Genomic DNA, 19,859 nt, shown 5'->3' on the forward strand with positions numbered 1-19,859 from the left:
CTGACGACCGGCCGTGCCTTCCACTCTGGCGAACCGGCCGCTGACCTCTGACGATCAGTCCGGTCTCCCGCTCAGGTGAACTGCTCGCGGGCCCATCGATAGTCGGCCTTGCCCGAGGGCGAGCGCACCAGTTCGTCCACGAACGCGTACTGCCGGGGCACCTTGTAGCCCGACAGGCGTTCGCGGCAGTGGGTGTCGAGGTCGGTCTCCGTGAGGTCCTTCGTGCGGGGCTCGACGACGGCGGCGACGCGGTGGCCCCAGCGGTCGTCGGGCAGGCCGGTCACGACCGCGTCGAAGACGCCCGGGTGGCCCTTCAAGACGGCCTCGACCTCTTCGGGGAAGACCTTCTCGCCGCCGGTGTTGATGCACTGGGAGCCGCGGCCGTAGACGCGGATGGTGCCGTCCTCCTCAACACGGGCGATGTCGCCGGTGAGCAGCCACTTCACGCCGTCGGCGTCGGTCACGAAGGTCTCGGCGGTCTTCGCCGGGTCCTTGTAGTAGCCGTGGGCGATCCGGCCGGTCTTCGCCACGACGCCCATCTCGCCGGGGGCGACGGGGCGCAGCGCGCCGTCGAGGACGGCCATCGCCGCGTTCGGGTTGGGCTGGTATTTCAGGCCCGCCTCGGGTGACGACCCGGCGACCGCCGAGGCGGTGTAGCCCGACTCCGTCGAGCCGAAGCTGTCCATGATCATGACGTTCGGCAGCAGCGCCTGGAGGCGGTCGCGGACCGCGCCGGTCAGGATCGCGCCGGTCGAGCTGAGCACGAACAACGACGACAGGTCATAGTCGCCGCTCTCCAGCGCGTCGGCCAGCGGGACCGCCATCGCGTCGCCGGTGATGGTGATCGACACCACCCTCTCGCGCCCGATCGCGCGCAGCACCGCGTCGGCCTCGAAGCGCGGCACGTAGACCATCGTGGCGCCCATCCAGAACGCGATGAACGTGCCCATCTGGGCCGCGCCGTGCATGAGCGGGGCCGCCGCCATCATGGTGAGCGGCCCGGCGGTGCGGGCCTGCTCGATCACCGCTTCGGGCGTGGTGTGCGGGGGGCCGTAGGGGTTGCCGCCGCCGAAGGCCATGAACAGGTCCTCGTGCGTCCACAACACGCCTTTGGGCAGGCCGGTGGTCCCGCCGGTGTAGATGATGTAGAGGTCGCGCCCGTCGCGCGGGGCGAAGTCGCGTTCCGCAGAGCCCTGGACCGCTTCCCGATAAGGCACCGCGTCCACGATGGCCGAATCGCCCACGGCGACCAGGTGCCGCATCCGGTCGGTCCGCGCCGCGCCGACCCGGTCGTCGAACTCCGAGGAGTAGACCAGGGCGACGATGTCCGAGTCGTCGTACAGGTGACGCAGCTCCGCCGCGACGTAGCGGTAGTTGACGTTCACCGGCACCGCGCGGATCTTCAGGATGGCCAGCAGTGAGGTCACGTATTCGAGCCCGTTGTACAGGTGGATCCCGACGTGCTCCCCCGGCTGGACGTGCCCGGCGAGGTGGTGGGCCAGCCGGTTGGCGGCGGCGTCGAGTTCGGCGTAGGTCGCCCGGTCGTCGCCGCAGACCACGGCGGTCCGGTCGCCGATCGTGTCGGCCAGGCCCTCGAAGAGGTCGGCGTGGTGGAAGTGCATCGGGCTCATGGCTTCTCCGCTCCGACGATCCACATGGCGAAGAACTGCGCGCCCCCGCCGTACGCGTGCCCGAGGGCCTTCCCGGCCCCCTCGACCTGGTGGTCACCGGCCATGCCCCGGACCTGGAGCGCGGCCTCGGCGAACCGGATGAGCCCGGAGGCGCCGATCGGGTTGCTCGACAGGACCCCGCCGGAGGCGTTCCACGGGATGTCGCCGTCGAGCGCGGTGGCCCCCGCCTCGGTGAGCTTCCAGCCCTCGTTGACGCCGCAGAAGCCGAGGTTCTCCAGCCACATGGGCTCGTACCAGCTGAACGGCACGTAGACCTCGGCCACGTCGAGGTCGCGGCGCGGGTCGGTCACGCCGGCCTGGCGGTACACGTCCGCGGCGCAGTCGATCCCGGCCTGCGGGCTGACCGTGTCGCGGCCCGCCCGGAAGATCGGCTCGGACCGCATCGCGCCGCCGTGCACCCACGCCGGGGTCCCGGTGACCGCCCGCTCCGACGACAACACGATCGCGCACGCGCCGTCGGACGACGGGCAGGTCTCCAGATAGCGGATCGGCTCCCACAACATGGGCGTCGACTCGACCATGGCCCGGTCGATGCCGGGGATGCGCAGGTGCGCGTAGGGGTTCTTCAGCGCGTTCAGCCGGTCCTTGACCGCGACCAGCGTGCCGATGTGGCCGGGCGCGCCCGACCGCCGCATGTACTCGCGGATGTGCGGGGCGAAGTAGCCGCCCGCCCCCACGACCAGCGACGACGTGAACGGCAGATGGGTGGTCAGCGCCCACGTGGCGTTCGACTCGCTCTGTTTCTCGTACGCCACCACCAGCACCCGGTCGTGCACGCCGCCCTGGATGAGCGAGGCCCCGACCAGTGCCGTGGACCCGCCGACGCTCCCGGCCGTGTGCACCCGCGTCATGGGCTTCCCGGCCGCGCCGAGCGCGTCGGCGAGGTAGGCCTCCGGCATCATGACGCCCTCGAACAGGTCGGGCGCCTTGCCGACGACCACGGCGTCGATGTCGGCGAAGGTGAGCCCGGCGTCCTCCAGGGCGCGCAGCGCCGCCTCCCGGACCAGCCCCGCCATGGAGACGTCCCGGCGCCGGGTCGTGTAGTGGGTCTGGCCGACCCCGATGACCGCGCAACGATTGCCCATCACGACTCCTGGGACAGGACGGCGACGAGGTTGTGCTGGAGGCAGGGCCCGCTGGTGGCGTGGGCGACGGCCCGGGTGGCGGTGCCGTCCATGACCCTGGCGGCGGCCTCGCCGATGCGGATGAGCCCGGTCGCCATGACCGGGTTGGCGGCCAGCGGCCCGCCCGAGGGGTTGATGACCGTGTCGGCGGAGAGGCCGAGCGCCTCGGCGAGGATGGTCTCCTCGTGGGCGAACTGGACGTGCAGTTCGGCGACGTCGACAGGGCCCTTGCCGACCCCCGCCGCCGTTGCGGCAGCGGCGGCGGAGGCCGACCGGGCGAGGTCCCTCATGCCCGGATAGTGGGGGTCTATGCGATGCGCGATGCCGTTGATGTAGGCGAGATTCGTGCGTTCGTGGAGGAGATCGCCCGCGACCAGCACGATCGCGGCGGCTCCGTCCGTGATCGGGGCGGTTTCCACGGGTTCGGGGAGCTTGAGCGCGTAGGGGTTGGTCTGCGCGGACTCCCAGCTGCGCCGGGCGATGTCCACGGTCGTCGAGGAGACGGCGCAGCCCTGGAGGCCCGCGTAGGAGAGCTGGTCGAGGCCGAGCGGCGCGAGGTAGTAGGGGTCGAGCTGGAGGGTCATGATCTCGCGCAGGTCGCCCATCGACGACTTGCCGAAGCCGTAGACCAGGGCCGAGTCGACGTCGCCGTGTTGTAATCGCACCCACGCCTCGTAGAGCGCGAAGGCGGCGTCCATCTCGACGTGGCTCTCCTGGATGGGCGGCCACGCGCCGAGCGCGTCGAGGGCCGAGACGAACGAGAACGGCGCCCCGGCCAGGTAGTCGCAGCTCCCCGAGCAGGTGAAGCCGAACCGGGTGAGGCCCGACTGTTCGCGTACCGCCCGGATGACCGGCAGGATCAATTCCGGCTCCGACAGCCCCGTGTCGTGGCCGGTGTGCGTGGTCTGCGCGAACGCCGCGACGGCGACCGGTCTCATCACGCCTCCCGTACCGGCGCGAACCATTTGACGGTCCCGCCCTCGAACACGGCCCGCACCCGCATCCCCTCGGTGACCTCCCCGGCCGCCACCGAGCCCAGCAGCGCGATGATCGGGGTGTCGGCCCCGTCGAGCAGGATGTACGCCGACACGAACGGCACCTGCGGCGCGCGCGGGTCGGGCAGGTTGTTGATCGCGAACGTGGTGACCGTGCCCGACGGCCCGACCTCCAGCTCCTCCTCGATGACCGACCCGCACTGCGGGCACGAGAGCCGGTAGGGCACGTAGACGCTCGAACACGTCGCACACCGGCCGGCGAGGAAGACGTTCCTGGTCAGCGCGTCGAGATACCTCTTCAGAGCGGCGCCCGGCGTCACCGTGTACTCGGTCCGCACGTTCGCCACGATGGTGGTCACCTCGGGCACGAAGCACTCCAGGTCGGTGATCGAGCCGACGCGGTCGTGCCGCCAGCGTGGCCAGACCCGTAACCCGGTCCGCATCGCCTTCACCGGAGCGTCGACCGCGTGCACCAGCGCGGTGTCCGCGCCGTCGAGCCGGATGAGCGCCCAGGCGAACGGCCGGTCGAGCGGGTGGTTCTTGCGCGGTTCCTCGACCCAGGTCCACTCGCGGACGGTCCCGGCCGGGCCGACCTCGACGAACTCGTCCGTGACCGGGTCGCCGGTCGCCGGGTCGTACTCCAACGGCGGCACCAGCACCCGCCGGCCCGCCGTGCGGACGCCGACGATGCGGCCGGCCCGCAGCTCGGTGAGGAAACGGCCGATCACCGGCCCGGTCGAGCGCGTGTAGCCGCCCGGGAACTCCAATACGTGGTTGATCTCGGGGTTGGGTTCAGATGGCACTGGCCCGGCCCTCCCAGTAAGGCGCCCGGAGTTTGCGTTTCAGCAGCTTGCCGTTGGGTTCGCGGGGCATCTCGGCGATGAAGTCGATGGTCTTGGGCCACTTCATCGTCGACAGCCGCCCGCGCAGCGAGTCGAGCAGCTCGGCGGCCAGCTCGGGGCCGGGGATCACCCCTTCGGCGGGCTCGACGACGGCCTTGATCTGCTCGCCCCAGTCGTCGTCGGGGATGCCGAACACCGCGACGTCGGCGACCTTGGGGTGGACGAGAAGCTCGTTCTCGATCTCGGCCGGGTAGATGTTCGCCCCGCCCGAGATGATCAGGTCGGCCTTGCGGTCGCAGAGGAACAGGAACCCGTCCTCGTCGAGGTAGCCGATGTCGCCGACGGTGAAGAAGTCACGCAGCCGGTTGGCCCGGGTCTTCTCGGGGTCGCCCTTGTACTCGAACGCGGCGGCGCCCATCTTCATGTAGACGGTCCCGGGGGTGCCCTGCTCGACGGGGTTCATCTCGTCGTCGACGATGAGCAGCTCGCTGATCGGCCACGCCTTGCCGACCGTGCCGGGGTGCTTCTTCCAGTCCTCCGGGGTGGCGAGGGTGCCGCCGCCCTCGGTGGCGGCGTAGTACTCGTAGACGACGTCGCCCCACCAGTCGAGCATCGCCGCCTTGACCGGCACCGGGCAGGGCGCGGCGGCGTGGATCATCCAGCGCAGCGACGACAGGTCGTAGCGGGCCCGGACCTCCTCCGGCAGCGACAACAACCGCTTGAAGTGGGTCGGGACCAGGTGGGAGTTGGTGACGCGGTGGCGCTCACACAGCCGCAGCGTCTCCTCGGCGTCCCACTTGTCCATCAGCACCAGCGTGTGGCCCATGTGCAGGGCGCTGCCGCCGAACTGGGTGACGGCGGTGTGGTAGGCGGGCGCGGTGACCAGGTGGGCGTTGGGCTGTCCGGGGGTGATGCCGAACAACCTCAGCAGCGACGTCATGAGCTCGGCCATGTCGTCGGGGTCGAGGCCGCTCAGCGCGCGCCGGACCCCTTTGGGGCGTCCGGTCGTCCCGGACGTGTAGTGCATCGTCGCCCCGGCGGTCCGGTCGGCGGGCAGGTCGGCGGGCCCGGTGGGCGGCGGCGCGAAGCCCTCGATCTCCCCGAAGGCGAAACAGCGCTCCGGCCCGAGCCCGGCCCGGCCGCGTGCCCCTTCGACGGCGAACCTCTCGTCCACGAAGTAGGCCTTGGCCTCGCTGTCCTCGACGATGTACGCGATCTCCGGCCCCGTCAGGTGCCAGTTGACCGGCGTGTAGTACCACCCGGCCTGCAGCGCCGCCAGGTAGAGCACCAGCCCGTCGGCCCCGTTGGGCACCAGCCCGCAGACCCCGTCGCCGGGTCGCAGCCCGAGGTCGCGCAGCCCGTGCACCAGCCCGTTCGCGCGGGCCAGCAGGTCACCGGCCGTGTGCTCGGTGCCGTCGGGATCGACCGCGGCGATCCAGGCGGGGTCGGCCTGCGCGAGCCGCCAGAATCCGAGTGAACCCATGAGCGCTCCTTCCAACCAAGCGCTTGATCTCTGGAGGTCGGCGTCGGACAGTACGTACGTGGAACGCCTGCCGATCAGCACCCCGCACTGCCGCGTCGACCGCGACGGCCACGTCGTGATCGTGACCATGGACCGCCAGGAGGCGCGCAACGCCCTCTCCACCGACATGCTCGTCGGGCTGGCGGAGGCCTGGACGTACATATCCGAACAGGAGGACGTCAGGGTCGGCATCCTGACCGGCGCGGGCGGCACGTTCTGCGCCGGCGCCGACCTCAAGGCCATGGCGAGCCCGAGCGAGGACGAGCACGTCCGCGCCAGGGCCGCCCAGATCCCCAACTACCACTGGCGCGGCCTGCTCCGCGAGGCCATGCCCACCAAACCGATCATCTGCGCCGTCGAGGGCTACGCCGTCGCGGGCGGCACCGAACTGCTGGTCGGCACCGACCTGCGGGTGGTCGCCGAGAGCGCGACGCTGGGCCTGTTCGAGGCCAAGCGCGCGCTGTTCCCGATGGGCGGCAGCGCGATCCGGCTGGCCCGCCAGATCCCCTACGCCTTCGCGATGGACCTGCTGCTCACCGGCCGTCCGGTCGGCGCGCACGAGGCGCAGCGCATGGGCCTGGTCAACCAGGTCGTGCCCGACGGCCAGGCGCTCGAAAGGGCCCGGGAGCTGGCCGACGACGTGGCCGCCAGCGGGCCGCTCGCGGTGCGGGCGATCCTGCGGGCCTACCGCGACACGATCGGGCTGCCGGAGGAGGAGGCGCTGAAGATCTCCGACGCGCTCGGCTGGCCCGTCATCGGCAGCGAGGACGCAAAGGAGGGGGCCCGTGCCTTCCGGGACAAGCGGCCCGCCCGGTTCACCGGTCACTGATGGCCCGCAGCCGGTCCATGGCCTCGATGTAGCCCTCGACGAGGTCGAAGACCACCTGCCTGGCCGGTTTGACGTCGTTCATCGTGCCGATGATCTGACCGGCCGGGAAGGTGGCCAGTTCCTTGGCGTCCGACCGGCCGATACGCCGCAGCGCGTCGCTGACCAGCATGAACTGGAGCGGCATCGGCAACGTGCCGGGCGAGTCGGCGGCCTCCCAGGCGTCGGTCCACTCGTTCTTGAGCAGCCGGGCGGGCTTGCCGGTCCACGACCGCGACCTGACCGTGTCACGGGAGGTCGCCGCCAGGATCTTGTCGCGGGCCGCCGCCGGGGTGTCGGCCTCCTCGACGGTCAACCAGATCGAGCCCGTCCAGACCCCTTCGGCCCCGAGCGCGAGCCCGGCGGCGACCTGCCGCCCGTCGCCGATGCCCCCGGCGGCCAGCACCGGCACGTCGACCGCGTCGACGACCTGCGGGATCAGCACCATCGTGGAGATCTCGCCGGTGTGCCCACCGGCCTCGGTGCCCTGCGCCACCACCAGGTCGACCCCGACCTCGACCTGCTTGACGGCGTGCCGGGGCGTGGACGCCAGGGCGGCGACCTTCACGCCTTTGGCGTGGGCCATCTCGACCACGTCGGCGGGAGGCGGCCCGAGGGCGTTGGCGAGCAGCACTATCGGGTGCCTCAGGGCGACCTCGACCTGGGGACGGGCGGTGGCGTCGGTCCAGCCGAGCAGCACCCGCCCGGCCGCGCCGTCCGACTCGGCCACGCCGTGGCGGGCCAGCAGGTCGTCGACGAACTTCCGGTGACCGTCCGGGATCATCCCCTGGAGCCGCCCGACGAGTTCCTCGGGCGCGAACTCCGCCCCCTCGTAGGAGGCGGGCATCACGACGTCGACGCCGTAGGGCCTGCCGTCGACGTTGGCGTCGATCCAGGCGAGCTCGGTCTCCAGCTCTTCGGGCGTGAAGTAGAGGGCGCCGAGGACGCCCATGCCCCCGGCCCGGCTGACCGCGGCGACCACGTCGCGGCAGTGACTGAACGCGAAGATCGGGAACTCAAGGCCGAACATGTCGGCCGCGCGGGTCCGCATGTCCCGACGCTACAACCGAACTGCAACCTGTTCCAGGTCTTGAATCAGGCCTGGAACAGGTTTAGGTAACAGGTTCTTACTTACCCGGCTCGGGGTCGCGGGGCAGGCCGAGCATGCGCTCGCCGATGATGTTGAGCTGCACCTCCGTGGTGCCGCCGTAGATCGTCATGGCCCGGGTGGCGAGGATCGCCCGGTTCCAGTAGCCGGCGTCGCCCAGCTTCCAGTCTGCCGCCGTCACGGCCGCCGGGCCGATCAGGTTCACCGCGCATTCGGAGACGTGCTGCGCGTGCGAGGTCGACAGCAGCTTGCGCACCGACGCGTCGGCGCCCGGCTCGGTGCCGGCGAGCTGCTTCAGCGTGACCCGCAACGACAGGGCGTTGATCGAGTGGCCCTCGCAGACGACCTCGGCGAGCTCCTGCCGCTCGACCGGCGTCAGCTCCCGGCCGAGCCGCCCGGCCAGCCCGAGCAGGTCGGGCACCGACGACCCGGTGCCGCCCGACCCCGACGACAACGACACCCGCTCGTTCGACAGCGTGTTGCGGGCCACCTTCCAGCCCTCGTTCACCGCGCCGACCACGAGCTCGTCGGGCACGAACGCGTCGTCGAAGAAGACCTCGTTGAACAGGTTCTCGCCGGTCATCTCGGTCAGCGGCCGGACCGTGACGCCCTCGGCCTTCATGTCGACGATGAAGTAGGTGATGCCGTCGTGCTTGGAGCCCTCGCTGGACGTGCGGGCGATGCAGATGCCCCACTCGGCGACGTGCGCCACGCTGGTCCAGATCTTCTGCCCGTTGAGCCGCCAGCCGCCCTCGACCCGCTCGGCCTTCATCTGGACGTTGGCCAGGTCGGAGCCCGCCCCGGGCTCGGAGAACAACTGGCACCAGACGAGCTCCCCGCTGAGAGTGCGGGGCAGGAAACGCTGCTGCTGCTCCTCGGTGCCGTACACGGCGATCGAGGGCACCACCCACGCGCCGATGATCATCTGCGGCAGCTTCAGCCCGGCCGCCTTGATCTCCTGCTGGATCAGCACCTGCTCCAGCGGCGGGGCGTTCCGCCCCCACGGCGCCGGCAGGTGGGGCATCACGAACCCGGCGGCGGCCAGCGCCCGCTTCTGCTCGACCCCCTCCAGCGGGACGATCTCGGCGAGTTCGCCGCGGATGCGCTCGCGCAGCGGCTCGGCGTCTTCGGGCAGGTCGAGCCGCATCTCCCGGCTCACGCCGGCCAGGCTCAGCGCGGCCACCCGCTCCTTCCAGTCGGCCGACGAGCCGGTCAGGGCCCGGATCGTGAGGGCGCGGCGGAAGTAGAGGTGGGCGTCGTGCTCGTAGGTGTAGCCGATGCCGCCGAAGGTCTGGATGGCGTCCTTGGCGCACTGCACGGCCGCGTCGGGGGCGACCACCCCGGCGATCGCCGCCGCGTAGTCGCGCTCGTCGCCGGTGGCGCGGGTGGCGTCCCAGACGGTCGCGCGGGCCTGCTCCAGGACGACCAGCATGCGCGAGAGCTTGTGCTTGATGCCCTGGAACTGGCCGATCGGACGGCCGAACTGCACGCGCACCTTCGCGTAGTCGGCGGCGGCGGCGACGCACCAGGCGGCCACGCCGATGGCGTCGGCGCCCAGCAGCACGGCGGCCAGGTGACGCACGGTCTCGGTGGTCAAGCCGTCGAGGACCCGCGCCTCGACGTCGGCCAGTTCGACGCGCGCGACCCCCCGGGTGAGGTCGAGCGCCGGGATCGGGGTCACGGTCGCGGCCGAGGCCTCGACGACCACCCACGTGTCCCCGGCCGGGAGCACCAGGATGTCGGCCTCGGCGGCGCCGAGCACCTGTTCGGCCACCCCGGAGACCCGGCCCGCGCCGGTCAGGTTCGCGTCGAGGGCGAGCGCGCCGGTCAGCGACCCGTCGGCCAGGCCCGACAGCACCTCGCCGAAGGCCTTGCTGTCGGAGGCGTGGATCGCCGCACCGGCCAGCACGGTCGGCACGTAGGGGCCGGGCGCCATCTTCTCGGCCAGGGCCTCGACCGCCACGGCGGCCTCCAGCAGGCCGTAGCCGGAGCCGCCGACCTCTTCCGGCAGGTGCAGGCCGAGCAGACCCTGGTCGGCGAGGCCGGACCAGAACGGAGGCCGTCCCGCCGGCTCGGCCCGCACGACCTGCGGCGTGATGTGCCGCCCCGCCCAGCCCGTCACCGACTCGCGCAGCGCTTCGTGCTCTTCGCTCAGCCCGATCGCCATCTGACCCCTCCACACTCGGCAATGTGGACAGAATCATATTCTAGAAGAAGCTTCGAGGCTACCGGGGGCGAAGCGTCTCAAGCAGGACATTCAGGTCTTTACGCAGCTCTTTCCGTGAATCGGGCACCGAGGCGAAGAGCATCGCGGGCTTTCCTTCCGTCTTCATGAGCGCCACGACCGCCTCGGCGGTCCGGCGCTTGCCCCCGCTCTCCCAGGCCACCCGGTAGCCGAGCAGCCAGCCGGTGCCGTGGCGGGTGCGCTGGGAGGCGGTCCACCGGAACGTGGCCCCTTCGGGCTGGTAGCGGGCGACCGTCCAGCGGGCCGCCCTGGCGGTCAGGGCCCGCCACTGGGCCGCGGTCTTCGGGGTGCCGGGGTCGGCCCCGGGGATCGGGGCGGAGGCGATGACGGCCTGGCCGGCCCGCTGGCGGAACTGGAAGGGGGCGGGTTCGACCCGCTGCCAGGGGGCGGCGAAGGCGGCGTACACGATGCCGGAACGCCGGTCGTCGACGAGGCCGGCGGTGGGCGTGCCGGCACCCGGATAGGTCGCCAGGGCCTTGCGGACCGGCGGCGCGGGCAGCGTGAGCGGGGTGCGGGCGGGCGCGGGGGCGCTGGGCGCCGAATCGGCGGCGGGGAACACGGCCACCTCGCGGACCGGCTCGTCGGCCGAGAACGCGGAGAAGGCGAAGACCACCGCGGCGACCGTGACCAGGGCGGCGAAGACCGTCCATAAGACCCGTGCCCGGTTGCCGGAGGAGGGCGGCGGCGGGGCGGGAGCGGGGGCCGCCTCGGCCTCGGCGGGCGGGCGGTAGACGGGCATCGGGGTGGTTGGCGCGTCGTAGGAACGTGCCGACGGCCGGGCAGGGGTGCCGAGTTCGTCCGCCATGACGGCAGATTACGTCAATATTCATGATCGAAGCCGGACGATGGCACGCTCCAACGGTGCTGGAATCCGGTGATCCACCTGGGTAGACAGGTGCGCATGGAATTCTCGCCGGTCATCACCCGGATCGCCGTTCTCGCCTGTCTCGCGGCGGCGGCAGGCTGCGCAAACTCGTCACCCGGCACGGCGACGGCGACCCCGTCAGCGGCTCCCACGTCGACCGTGCCGGGCGCGCCGGTGACGCCGGCCCAGCAGGCCTTGGGCCTGGAGTCGCTCTACGAGGACGTCATCCACAAAGTGCTCCCGTCGATCGTGCAGATCACCACCGGGAACGCCCTCGGCTCCGGCATCGTGTTCGACAACCAGGGGCACGTCGTGACCAACGCCCACGTGGTGGGCAGCGCCCGTGACTTCGAGGTCACCGTCCCGACCGGTGGCGGGGCGCGCAAGGCCACCCTCGTGAGCTCCTTCCCGGCGGGCGACCTGGCCGTCATCAAGGTCACCGACCCGCGCGGGCTGACCCCCGCCGTCTTCGGCGACTCGACCAAGCTCAGGGTGGGCCAGATCGTGCTGGCCATGGGCAACCCGCTGGGCTTCTCCGGCACGGTCACCTCGGGCATCGTGTCGGCGCTCGGCCGGACGGTCTCCGGCCCCCGCGAGGGCGGCCAGCCGGGCGCGACCATCACCAACGCCGTCCAGACCTCGGCCCCGATCAACCCGGGCAACAGCGGCGGCGCCCTGGTCGACCTGCACGGGCAGGTCATCGGCATCCCGACGCTGGGCGCCAACAACCCGCAGGAGGGCCCGGCCGACGGCATCGGCTTCGCCATCCCGAGCGCGACGGCCACCGACATCACACGACAGATCGTCCAGAACGGCCGGGTGGTCAACAGCCGGCGGGCGGCCCTGGGCGTGCAGGTGGGGACGGCCATCGGCCGGGACGGAGAGCCGATGGGCGTGCAGGTCGGCGCGGTGACCAGGAACGGCCCGAGCGAGCGGGCCGGGATCCGGACCGGCGACGTCATCATCAGCGTGAACGGCAAGGCCACCGAGGACACCGCGACGCTGAGCGAGGTGCTGGCGACGTTGAAGCCCGGCCAGAAGGTGCCGGTCGTGGTGCAACACTCCGACGGCACCCAGGTGACCCTGCAGGTGACGCTGGGCGAACTTCCCGGCGGAAGCTGACATTTCCGTGTAAGAAGTTGGGTGTTCGGTCGGGCCGGTTGTTACGGTCGGGCACGTGACACCAGATCTGGACTCCTTCATCGCCGGTCTGCCCAAAGCGGAGCTGCACGTCCACCACGTCGGCTCCGCCTCCCCCCGGGTGGTGGCCGAGCTCGCCGCCCGCCACGAGGGCAGCACCCCCGTGCCCGCCGACCCCGAGCGGCTGGCCGAGTTCTTCACCTTCCGCGACTTCGGCCACTTCATCGAGGTGTACGTCTCGGTCCTCAACCTGATCCGCGACCCCGATGACCTGTGGCAGCTCTTCTACGGGGTCGGCCGCGACCTGGCGGCGCAGAACGCCCGTTACGTCGAGCTGACCGTGACGCCGTACACCCACCTGATCAACGGGTTCGCCGCGGAGCAGTTCTGCGAGATCATCGAGGACGCCCGCGCCCGGGTGCTGCGCGACCACGGCCTGACCTTCAAGTGGATCTTCGACATCCCCGGCGAGCTGGGTCTCCCGGCGGCCGAGAGCACCCTGCGGATCGCCCTCGACCAGCGCCCCGACGGCCTGATCGGCTTCGGTCTCGGCGGTCCGGAGGTCGGCGTGCCGAGGAAGCAGTTCGCCCCCTACTTCGACGCCGCCCGCGCCGAGGGCCTCCACTCGCTCCCGCACGCCGGGGAGACCACCGGCGCCGAGACCGTGTGGGAGGCGCTGCGCGACCTGAAGGCCGAGCGCATCGGGCACGGCATCGGCAGCGCCGGCGACCCCGCCCTGCTGGAGCACCTGGCCGAGAACCGGATCGCGCTGGAGGTCTGCCCGACGTCCAACGTCTGCACCCGCGCCGTCGCCTCGCTGGAGGAGCACCCGCTGCCCGAGCTCGTGAAGGCCGGGGTCCTCGTCACGATCAACAGCGACGACCCGCCCATGTTCGGCACCTCCCTCAACCAGGAGTACGCCGTCGCCGCCCGGCTGTTGGGCCTCGACCACGCGGGAATCGCCGAACTGGCCGGGAACGCGGTCCGGGCGTCGTTCCTGGACGAGGCCGGAAAGCGCGCCCTGCTGTCCGAAATAGCGGACTACGCCCGTCTATAACGGCATACGCCGGAAAATAACGGTTTCTCCGGCTCCGCCGACGATCAAGGGGTCTATGCTGACCGGAGCCGCGACCTCCATTGGAGCCCTGATGTCGGAGCCGAAGAACCTGTTGCCGTGGTCGTCCCCGCGTGAGGAGAACGCGCCGCGGATCGACACGTCGATCCCCCATTCGGCCCGCGTGTACGACTACTGGCTCGGCGGCAAGGACAACTTCGAGGCCGACCGCAAGGTCGCCGAGGGCACCGCCGCCGCCGCGCCGGGCATCGTCCAGGGAGCCCGCGACAACCGCGCCTTCCTCGGCCGGGCGGTGCGGTTCCTGGCCGAACAGGGCATCACGCAGTTCCTCGACATCGGCACCGGCATCCCCACCCAGGGCAACACCCACGAGGTCGCCCAGCAGGTCAACCCGGCGGCCAGGATCGCCTACGTCGACAACGACCCCATCGTCATGACGCACGCCCGCGCCCTCCTCCGCAGCACCAGGGAGGGCCGCACCTGCTACGTCGAGGCCGACCTGCGCGCCCCGAAGACGATCCTCGACCACCCCGAGATCAACGACGTCATCGACTTCCGCGAGCCGGTGGCCCTGGTCATCGTCGGCACCCTGATGTTCATCACCGACGAGGAGGACCCGCCCGGCCTGGTGCGCCAGTACACCGAGGCGCTCGTCCCCGGCAGCTACTTCGCGGTCAGCCACGTGACGGCCGACTTCTTCCCCAAGGCGGTCGGCAACGCCGCCGACGCCTACCGCACGCCCGACCTCGGCTTCACCCCGCGCACCAAGGCGCAGATCAGCGAGTACTTCAAGGGCTTCGAGCTGGTCGAGCCGGGCATGGTGCCGGTCGCGATGTGGCGTCCCGACGAAGACCCCGAGCTGGCCCCCAAGCGCGAGCACGGCGCCTACGGCGCCATCGGCCGCAAGATCTGAACGCCGTTGCCGTAGAGCACGGCCCGGAGCCAGTCGTCACCGAGGTCCAGCCGGACCAGCGCGCCGACCGCCTCCGCGTAGGAGTAGGGGATGTTCGGGAAGTCGCTGCCGAAGAAGACCCGGTCCCGGTAGTCGAGCAGGCGTGACCGTTCGGAGGCCGGAAACGGCCACGCCTTCTCGGTGAACTCGGTGAACGCCATGGTCGTGTCGAGGCCGACCCCGGGAAACCGCCCGGCCAGGTCGAGGAACGCGCCGTACTCGGGCAGCCCCATGTGGGCCACCACGATCCTCAGCCGGGGATGTCTCTGGAGCACCCCGGTGATCGGCCCCGGCCCGGTGAACCGCCCCGGCACCGGCCCCGACCCGCAGTGGGTCACCACCGGCACCCCCGCGTCGGCGATCATCCCCCAGACGTCGTCGAGCAGCGGGTCGCGGGGGTCGTACTCCCCCACCTGCAGATGCGCCTTGAACACCCGGGCCCCGCCGTCCAGAGCCTCCTGTACGTAGCCTCCGGCGGACTCCTCGGGGAAGAACGTCGCCGTGCGGGCGCAGCCGGGGGTGGCGGCGGCGAACTCCCGCGCCCACGTGTTGAGCCAGGCCGCCATGCCGGGCTTGTGGGGGTAGATCATCGAGGTGAAGGCGACCACGCCGAACTCCCGCAGCCTCTTCACGTGGTCGTCGGGGTCGTTCCCGTGGGCGATCGGCCAGGGGAACCCGAGATGGGCCTCGGCGCCGGCGAAATAGGCCTGCACCTTGTCGAGCACCCGCTGCGGCATGAAGTGGGTGTGCACGTCGACGATGCCGGACAGCCCCAGCCCTCGCCAGACCTCCTCCACCGACATGCCGGCCAGTCTGTCAGACGAGGGTGATGCCCCCGTCGACGGTCAGCACCATCCCGGTCGAGTAGTCCTGCGTCATCAGGTAGAGGTAGGCCTTCGCCACGTCCTCGACCTCGCCCACCCGCCCGGCCAGGCTCGTGTCGGCGATCTCCTGGTACATCTCCTCGACGTGCAGCGTGCCCTGCCACAGTGGCGACCTGATCACTCCGGGGGCGACGCAGTTCACCCGTACGGGCGCGAACTCCACGGCCAGCGCCTTCGTCAACGCCTCCAGGGCCCCCGAGATCGACGCCGGCCCCGCCCACCCGAACCCCGGCCGGTCTTTGGCCACCCCCGCCGTCACGGTGATGCTGCCCGAGTCGGGCATCCGGCCGCGTGCGGCCTTCGCGGCGGCCAGCGCGCCGAAGAAGCGGATCTGGAAGTACTCACGGGCCACCGCGATGTCGAGATGCTCGACCGGGGAGATGTAGAGGGGTTCGCCGGCGGTGTAGACGAGATGGTCGAGCCGCCCGATCCGGCCGATGACGTCCTCGATGGCGTCGGGGTCGCTGAAGTCGGCGACGTCTCCCCAGGCGGAGTCGGGCAACTCATCGAGGGTGCGGCGCACGTTCTCCTCACGCGAGGACACCACGACGACCTCGGCCCCGTTCGCCGCCGCGATCCGGGCGGCCCCGAGTCCGATGCCGGAGGTGCCCCCGAGGAGAACGACGCGTTGCCCGTCCAGTTCCATCTGCATCCCCCTTGACCTGCGCACCCTCGGTTTCTGTCATACCCAGCGGGCAGAATCCGCCTATGAGCAAACCACCAGTCGTATCACCTGAAGAGTGGCAACTTGCCCGCGATAACCTCCTGAAAGCGGAAAAGGAGGCCACAAGGGCGGAAGACGCCCTCGCCGCCCAGCGCCGCCGCCTTCCCATGACCGAGTTCCGGAGCGACTACGTCTTCGAGGGCCCCGACGGCCCCCGAACGCTCCTCGACCTCTTCGAGGGCCGCGACCAGCTGATCGTCTACCAGTTCATGGACAACGGCCCGCGCCACTTCTGCCCCGGCTGCACCAAGTTCACCGACAACGTCCCGGCAGGCGCGCTCGCGTCCCTGGCCGAGAAGGGCGTGAGCTGGGCGACGATCTCCAACATGCCGCTGCCGCAGATCGAGGCCTACAAGGCCGAACGCGGCTGGACCCTGCCGTTCCTGTCGTCGAACGGCACGACGTTCTCCGACGACTGCGGGGCGGGGAGAGGCTTCATGCTGAGCGTCTTCCTCCGCGACGGAGACCACGTCTACCGGACCTACAACACGACGTCGCGAGGGGTCGACCGCCTGGTCTTCGCCCACAACTTCCTCGACCTGACACCATGGGGCCGCCAGGAGGACTGGGAGGACTCGCCGACGGGCTGGCCCCAGTACCCGACCTACGGCTGACCCACGCCGCCAGAGGCCCTGCCCGGGATTTACTTGATGCACGGCTAGATGTCAGGAGGGCCCTATGGCACGTACGGTGATCGACCAAGGCGCCGGGCACGCAGACAAGAAAGACATGGTCGACAGCGCGCTGCGCGAAGTTCTGGAGACCCGTCGCAGGGCCCTGGCGTTGGCACGACTCCGAGAGTCGGCGGAGGAAGGCGCATTCGACCTCGAACTCTTCGAGGACAAGCGGAACTTTCGCCGGTGAAACCCGCGTAGTTTCTCATCGACACCCGCGCACCGGCCCGCTTCATGGCCGGTGACGCCGAACGCCACGGCTGGGATCAGGCCGCCGCCGGCCTGATCGCCACTCGAGTTCTTCTACAACGCCCGCTCCATCGCCGACCGTCAGCGAGGGATCGACTTTGCGACACGTCTTCGGGCAGCCCCCGTCGACGACCGCGCCTGCAAGATCCAGGAAGAACTGACCAGGCGCGGCCGGCACCGCAGCGCGGGCCCGGTCGACCTGGTCGTCGCGGCGACGGCCGAGATCCAAGGAGGACCCTGCTCCACTGCGACCGCCACTTCGGATGCATCGCGGCCGTCACCGGTCAGGCCACGGCCCCCTCGACCGGTAAATGAGACGGGCGCGATAAACAGTTCGCCCCCGCCGTTTCAAACGGCTACGGTTTTCGACAACGGCAGGCCGCTCCACTGAAGCGAGAAAGGACGATTCCATGAGTCACGAAGCCATCAGCCTTCGCTCGGAGGAATCGCTTCTCCTGCGGCACCGGCGTGTCCCCCGCTGAAACAGCGGGAAACGACCACGAAGCCGCCAGGGAGAACCCGGCGGCTTTTTCATTGTCATCGGAAATGAATGACAATCGCACGTCCGTAGCCCAACGGGAGAGGCGCCGGCCCGAGATGCCGGAGGTCGCGGGTTCGAATCCCCCCGGACGTACCAGGCCGCTCTAGCCCAACGGCAGGAGGCACCGTGCTCAGGACACGGGCAGTCGGGGTTCGAATCCCCGGGGCGGTACGCAGGAAAGGCAGGAATACGGAGGGGCCAGCCGACAGACGGCGACGGCCGCGGTTTCGAAAACCGTCGGCGCCCGCAAGGGCGCGTGCGAGTTCGACCCTCGCCCCCTCCGCGCAGGGCCCGTTGGTCTAGTGGTTAGGACGCCTGACTCTCACTCAGGAGATCACCGGTTCGAATCCGGTACGGGTCACGACAGGCACGCCCCGTTGGTCTAGCGGTCAGGACGCTCGGCTTTCACCCGAGAGAACGCCGGTTCGAATCCGGTACGGGGTACACACTGGCTCCCATGAACGGCACCATCGACAAGATCGCCTGGATCTGCCTCCGCGACGGGAGGATCCTGGGCGCCCGGTCCCACGGCAAGGACGCCTACTACGTCCCCGGCGGCAAGCGCGAACCCGGGGAGAGCGACCTCGACACGCTGGTCAGGGAGGTCCGCGAGGAGCTCACCGTGACGATCCTCCCGGCCACGGCCGCCCTGGTCGGCGTCTTCGAGGCGCCGGCCCACGACCGCGCCGACGGCGCCACCGTGCAGATCACCTGCTACACCGCCGACCACGAGGGCGAGCCCGCGCCGGGCGGCGAGATCGCCGAGCTGGCCTGGCTGGCCTACGCCGACCGCGACCGGGTCTCCCCCGCCAACCAGGCCGTCTTCGACCACCTGCACCGGACCGGCCTCCTCCGGTAATCGTAAGGACTGTTGCCCGACAGTCCCTGTTACGAGTTGATGTCGCCCCTTGACCCTTCCGAAAGGCCGTCCTATGGTCCTCAGAAAGTTAGGAAGACTTACTAACTTGCCGTGCACGGTGACCGTACCCCCATAACGCCTGGTCATAGGAGGCACCACGTGCGCTCTCTCCCCCTCGCGGCAGCCGGCCTGCTGGCCCTGACGCTGACCGCGTGCACCGCGGGCACCACGGCCCCGCCCGCCCTCGGCGCCAGACCCACGACCACCTCGACCGGGCCCGCCGCCCTGCCCGCCGCCACGCTGGAGTTGTGGCACGGCTTCTCGACCGACGTCGAGACCAAGGCGTTCGAGGACGCCATCGCGGGCTTCACCACGAAGTTCCCGCAGATCAAGGTGGTCGCGAAGAAGGGCATCCAGGACGCCCAGATCACCCAGGCGATCCGGGGTGGCCAGGCGCCCGACGTGGCGGCGTCGTTCACCACCGACAACGTCGCCCAGTGGTGCAAGAGCGGGGCCTTCCAGGACCTCACGCCGGTCATCGCCCAGGACGGCATCGACCTGAACGTGCTCCCGGCGGCGGCGCGGTCGTACACGGAGTTCGAGGGCAGGCGGTGCACGATGCCGCTGCTCGCCGACGCCTACGGCCTCTACTACAACAAGGCCCTGATGAAGGGCGAGCCGCCGCCGAAGACGCTCTCGGAGCTGACCGAGCTGACCAAGAAGCTCACCGTCCGCGACGCCGAGGGGAACATCGAGGTCGCCGGGTTCATCCCGAGCTTCCAGTACTACGAGAACTCCCCCAGCCACCTCGGGCCGATGGTCGGCGCGAAGTGGTACAACGACGACGGCACCTCGGCCATCGGCTCCGACCCGGCCTGGAAGCAGCTGCTCCAGTGGCAGAAGGAGCTCGTCGACTGGTACGGCTACGACAAGCTGGAGAAGTTCCGCAAGGGCCTGGGCGACGAGTGGGGCGCCGAGCACCCCTTCTTCGAGGGCAAGGTCGCGATGGTCCTCGACGGCGAGTGGCGCAACGCCATGATCGCCGCCGATCCCGAGGCCAAGGACATGGACTACGGCACCGCGCCGCTGCCCGTCGCCGACGACAAGCCCGACCTGTACGGCAGCGGCTTCACCGCCGGCACCGTCATCGGCGTGCCGAAGGGCGCCAAGCACCCGCAGCAGGCCTGGGAGCTGGTCAAATACCTGACCACCGACACCCAGTCGCTGGTGACGCTGTCGAACGCGCTGCGCAACGTGCCCACCACCAAGGCCGCCATGGACCACCCCGACCTGGCCAAGGACGAGCGGTTCGCCACCTTCCTCGACATCTTCGCCCACCCGAAGACCTCGACCCTGCCCGCGAACGTCAACAGCGTCTTCAACCAGGACGCCTTCTCCACCTTCCTGATCGAGTGGGAGAAGGGCGCGGTCAAGGACCTGGACGCCGGCCTGGCCGGGGTCGACAAGCGGATCGACGACAAGATGAAGTTGTCCGGAGGCTGAT

Annotated in this window: 18 protein-coding genes and 5 tRNA genes; 13 read left to right on the top strand and 10 right to left on the bottom strand. The window is 70.5% G+C overall.

The window, feature by feature from the left end; genetic code table 11:
- Positions 1-71: 71 nt before the first annotated feature.
- Genes QSK34_RS31690 through QSK34_RS31710 form a run of 5 tightly spaced genes read right to left on the bottom strand, consistent with a single transcriptional unit; the run spans position 72 to position 6,135 of the window.
- A complete protein-coding gene (locus QSK34_RS31690; protein WP_353051445.1) occupies positions 72-1,631 on the bottom strand; it encodes an acyl-CoA synthetase in 1,560 nt (519 codons plus the stop codon).
- On the bottom strand, positions 1,628-2,776 hold the full coding sequence (locus QSK34_RS31695; RefSeq protein WP_285589531.1) for a thiolase family protein: 1,149 nt from the start codon (positions 2,774-2,776) through the stop codon (positions 1,628-1,630). The genes QSK34_RS31690 and QSK34_RS31695 overlap by 4 nt, the downstream gene beginning before the upstream one ends.
- On the bottom strand, positions 2,776-3,753 hold the full coding sequence (locus QSK34_RS31700; protein WP_285589533.1) for a thiolase family protein: 978 nt from the start codon (positions 3,751-3,753) through the stop codon (positions 2,776-2,778). The genes QSK34_RS31695 and QSK34_RS31700 overlap by 1 nt, the downstream gene beginning before the upstream one ends.
- Positions 3,753-4,613: a Zn-ribbon domain-containing OB-fold protein gene (locus QSK34_RS31705; protein WP_285589535.1), complete on the bottom strand. Its 861-nt coding sequence runs from the start codon at positions 4,611-4,613 to the stop codon at positions 3,753-3,755. Before QSK34_RS31705 ends, QSK34_RS31700 begins: the two co-directional genes overlap by 1 nt.
- Positions 4,603-6,135, bottom strand: a complete 1,533-nt coding sequence (locus QSK34_RS31710; RefSeq protein WP_285589537.1) for an acyl-CoA synthetase — start codon at positions 6,133-6,135, stop codon at positions 4,603-4,605. The genes QSK34_RS31705 and QSK34_RS31710 overlap by 11 nt, the downstream gene beginning before the upstream one ends.
- Before the next feature lie 58 nt (positions 6,136-6,193).
- Between QSK34_RS31710 and QSK34_RS31715 the strand changes: the two genes are divergently transcribed.
- Positions 6,194-7,003 carry a crotonase/enoyl-CoA hydratase family protein gene (locus QSK34_RS31715; RefSeq protein WP_285589538.1) on the top strand — a complete coding sequence of 270 codons (810 nt, stop codon included), beginning with the start codon at positions 6,194-6,196 and terminating at the stop codon, positions 7,001-7,003.
- Here QSK34_RS31715 and QSK34_RS31720 read toward each other — a convergent pair.
- The 3 genes from QSK34_RS31720 to QSK34_RS31730 form a co-directional block, all read right to left on the bottom strand.
- Entirely contained in the window at positions 6,990-8,090 is a 1,101-nt protein-coding gene (locus QSK34_RS31720) for an NAD(P)H-dependent flavin oxidoreductase (RefSeq protein ID WP_285589539.1), read from the bottom strand. The genes QSK34_RS31715 and QSK34_RS31720 overlap by 14 nt on opposite strands.
- 76 nt (positions 8,091-8,166) lie before the next feature.
- Positions 8,167-10,314: an acyl-CoA dehydrogenase family protein gene (locus QSK34_RS31725; RefSeq protein ID WP_285589540.1), complete on the bottom strand. Its 2,148-nt coding sequence runs from the start codon at positions 10,312-10,314 to the stop codon at positions 8,167-8,169.
- Positions 10,315-10,372: 58 nt separating this feature from the next.
- On the bottom strand, positions 10,373-11,197 hold the full coding sequence (locus QSK34_RS31730) for a hypothetical protein (RefSeq protein ID WP_285589541.1): 825 nt from the start codon (positions 11,195-11,197) through the stop codon (positions 10,373-10,375).
- Positions 11,198-11,293: 96 nt separating this feature from the next.
- On the opposite strand from QSK34_RS31730, the gene QSK34_RS31735 reads away from it, so the two are divergent.
- The 3 genes from QSK34_RS31735 (at position 11,294) to QSK34_RS31745 (ending at position 14,385) form a co-directional block, all read left to right on the top strand.
- Positions 11,294-12,379 carry a S1C family serine protease gene (locus QSK34_RS31735; RefSeq protein WP_285589542.1) on the top strand — a complete coding sequence of 362 codons (1,086 nt, stop codon included), beginning with the start codon at positions 11,294-11,296 and terminating at the stop codon, positions 12,377-12,379.
- 55 nt (positions 12,380-12,434) lie between these two features.
- The gene (locus tag QSK34_RS31740) at positions 12,435-13,454 is read left to right on the top strand and encodes an adenosine deaminase (protein WP_161481543.1); all 1,020 of its coding nucleotides are present in this window, start codon (positions 12,435-12,437) and stop codon (positions 13,452-13,454) included.
- Between the two features lie 91 nt (positions 13,455-13,545).
- Entirely contained in the window at positions 13,546-14,385 is an 840-nt protein-coding gene (locus QSK34_RS31745) for an SAM-dependent methyltransferase (RefSeq protein ID WP_285589543.1), read from the top strand.
- Here QSK34_RS31745 and QSK34_RS31750 read toward each other — a convergent pair.
- Entirely contained in the window at positions 14,358-15,227 is an 870-nt protein-coding gene (locus QSK34_RS31750) for an amidohydrolase family protein (protein WP_285589544.1), read from the bottom strand. The two genes, QSK34_RS31745 and QSK34_RS31750, sit on opposite strands and share 28 nt — an antisense overlap.
- Before the next feature lie 13 nt (positions 15,228-15,240).
- On the bottom strand, positions 15,241-15,960 hold the full coding sequence (locus QSK34_RS31755; RefSeq protein WP_285589545.1) for an SDR family oxidoreductase: 720 nt from the start codon (positions 15,958-15,960) through the stop codon (positions 15,241-15,243).
- 56 nt (positions 15,961-16,016) lie between these two features.
- On the opposite strand from QSK34_RS31755, the gene QSK34_RS31760 reads away from it, so the two are divergent.
- From QSK34_RS31760 to QSK34_RS31800, 9 genes are all read left to right on the top strand, one after another.
- Positions 16,017-16,646 (top strand): DUF899 domain-containing protein, encoded by a 630-nt coding sequence (locus QSK34_RS31760; protein WP_285589547.1) that lies wholly within the window; start codon positions 16,017-16,019, stop codon positions 16,644-16,646.
- A 64-nt stretch (positions 16,647-16,710) separates the two neighbouring features.
- The gene (locus QSK34_RS31765; protein WP_285589549.1) at positions 16,711-16,896 is read left to right on the top strand and encodes a type II toxin-antitoxin system VapB family antitoxin; all 186 of its coding nucleotides are present in this window, start codon (positions 16,711-16,713) and stop codon (positions 16,894-16,896) included.
- Between the two features lie 620 nt (positions 16,897-17,516).
- Positions 17,517-17,592, top strand: a tRNA-Leu gene (locus QSK34_RS31770).
- A 1-nt stretch (position 17,593) separates the two neighbouring features.
- A tRNA-Leu gene (locus QSK34_RS31775) sits at positions 17,594-17,667 on the top strand.
- Positions 17,668-17,687: 20 nt separating this feature from the next.
- Positions 17,688-17,779: transfer RNA gene (locus QSK34_RS31780), tRNA-Ser, on the top strand.
- 5 nt (positions 17,780-17,784) lie between these two features.
- Positions 17,785-17,857 (top strand) — tRNA-Glu (locus tag QSK34_RS31785).
- Positions 17,858-17,867: 10 nt separating this feature from the next.
- Positions 17,868-17,940: transfer RNA gene (locus QSK34_RS31790), tRNA-Glu, on the top strand.
- A 13-nt stretch (positions 17,941-17,953) separates the two neighbouring features.
- Positions 17,954-18,355, top strand: coding sequence for an NUDIX hydrolase (locus tag QSK34_RS31795; protein WP_285589551.1), 402 nt, complete (start codon positions 17,954-17,956; stop codon positions 18,353-18,355).
- 159 nt (positions 18,356-18,514) lie between these two features.
- On the top strand, positions 18,515-19,858 hold the full coding sequence (locus QSK34_RS31800; RefSeq protein ID WP_285589552.1) for an extracellular solute-binding protein: 1,344 nt from the start codon (positions 18,515-18,517) through the stop codon (positions 19,856-19,858).
- Position 19,859: the final 1 nt, after the last annotated feature.

It is taken from the genome of Herbidospora sp. NBRC 101105 (genome assembly GCF_030269205.1).
GTDB lineage: Bacteria > Actinomycetota > Actinomycetes > Streptosporangiales > Streptosporangiaceae > Herbidospora > Herbidospora solisilvae.

Coding starts and splice junctions, on each gene's coding strand:
- QSK34_RS31700 (WP_285589533.1), bottom strand. CDS start 3,753: ATGAGACCGGTCGCCGTCGCGGCGTTCGCGCAGACCACGCACACCGGC.
- QSK34_RS31690 (WP_353051445.1), bottom strand. CDS start 1,631: ATGAGCCCGATGCACTTCCACCACGCCGACCTCTTCGAGGGCCTGGCC.
- QSK34_RS31710 (WP_285589537.1), bottom strand. CDS start 6,135: ATGGGTTCACTCGGATTCTGGCGGCTCGCGCAGGCCGACCCCGCCTGG.
- QSK34_RS31725 (WP_285589540.1), bottom strand. CDS start 10,314: ATGGCGATCGGGCTGAGCGAAGAGCACGAAGCGCTGCGCGAGTCGGTG.
- QSK34_RS31695 (WP_285589531.1), bottom strand. CDS start 2,776: ATGGGCAATCGTTGCGCGGTCATCGGGGTCGGCCAGACCCACTACACG.
- QSK34_RS31795 (WP_285589551.1), top strand. CDS start 17,954: ATGAACGGCACCATCGACAAGATCGCCTGGATCTGCCTCCGCGACGGG.
- QSK34_RS31735 (WP_285589542.1), top strand. CDS start 11,294: ATGGAATTCTCGCCGGTCATCACCCGGATCGCCGTTCTCGCCTGTCTC.
- QSK34_RS31750 (WP_285589544.1), bottom strand. CDS start 15,227: ATGTCGGTGGAGGAGGTCTGGCGAGGGCTGGGGCTGTCCGGCATCGTC.
- QSK34_RS31755 (WP_285589545.1), bottom strand. CDS start 15,960: ATGCAGATGGAACTGGACGGGCAACGCGTCGTTCTCCTCGGGGGCACC.
- QSK34_RS31760 (WP_285589547.1), top strand. CDS start 16,017: ATGAGCAAACCACCAGTCGTATCACCTGAAGAGTGGCAACTTGCCCGC.
- QSK34_RS31765 (WP_285589549.1), top strand. CDS start 16,711: ATGGCACGTACGGTGATCGACCAAGGCGCCGGGCACGCAGACAAGAAA.
- QSK34_RS31720 (WP_285589539.1), bottom strand. CDS start 8,090: ATGCGGACCCGCGCGGCCGACATGTTCGGCCTTGAGTTCCCGATCTTC.
- QSK34_RS31730 (WP_285589541.1), bottom strand. CDS start 11,197: ATGGCGGACGAACTCGGCACCCCTGCCCGGCCGTCGGCACGTTCCTAC.
- QSK34_RS31745 (WP_285589543.1), top strand. CDS start 13,546: ATGTCGGAGCCGAAGAACCTGTTGCCGTGGTCGTCCCCGCGTGAGGAG.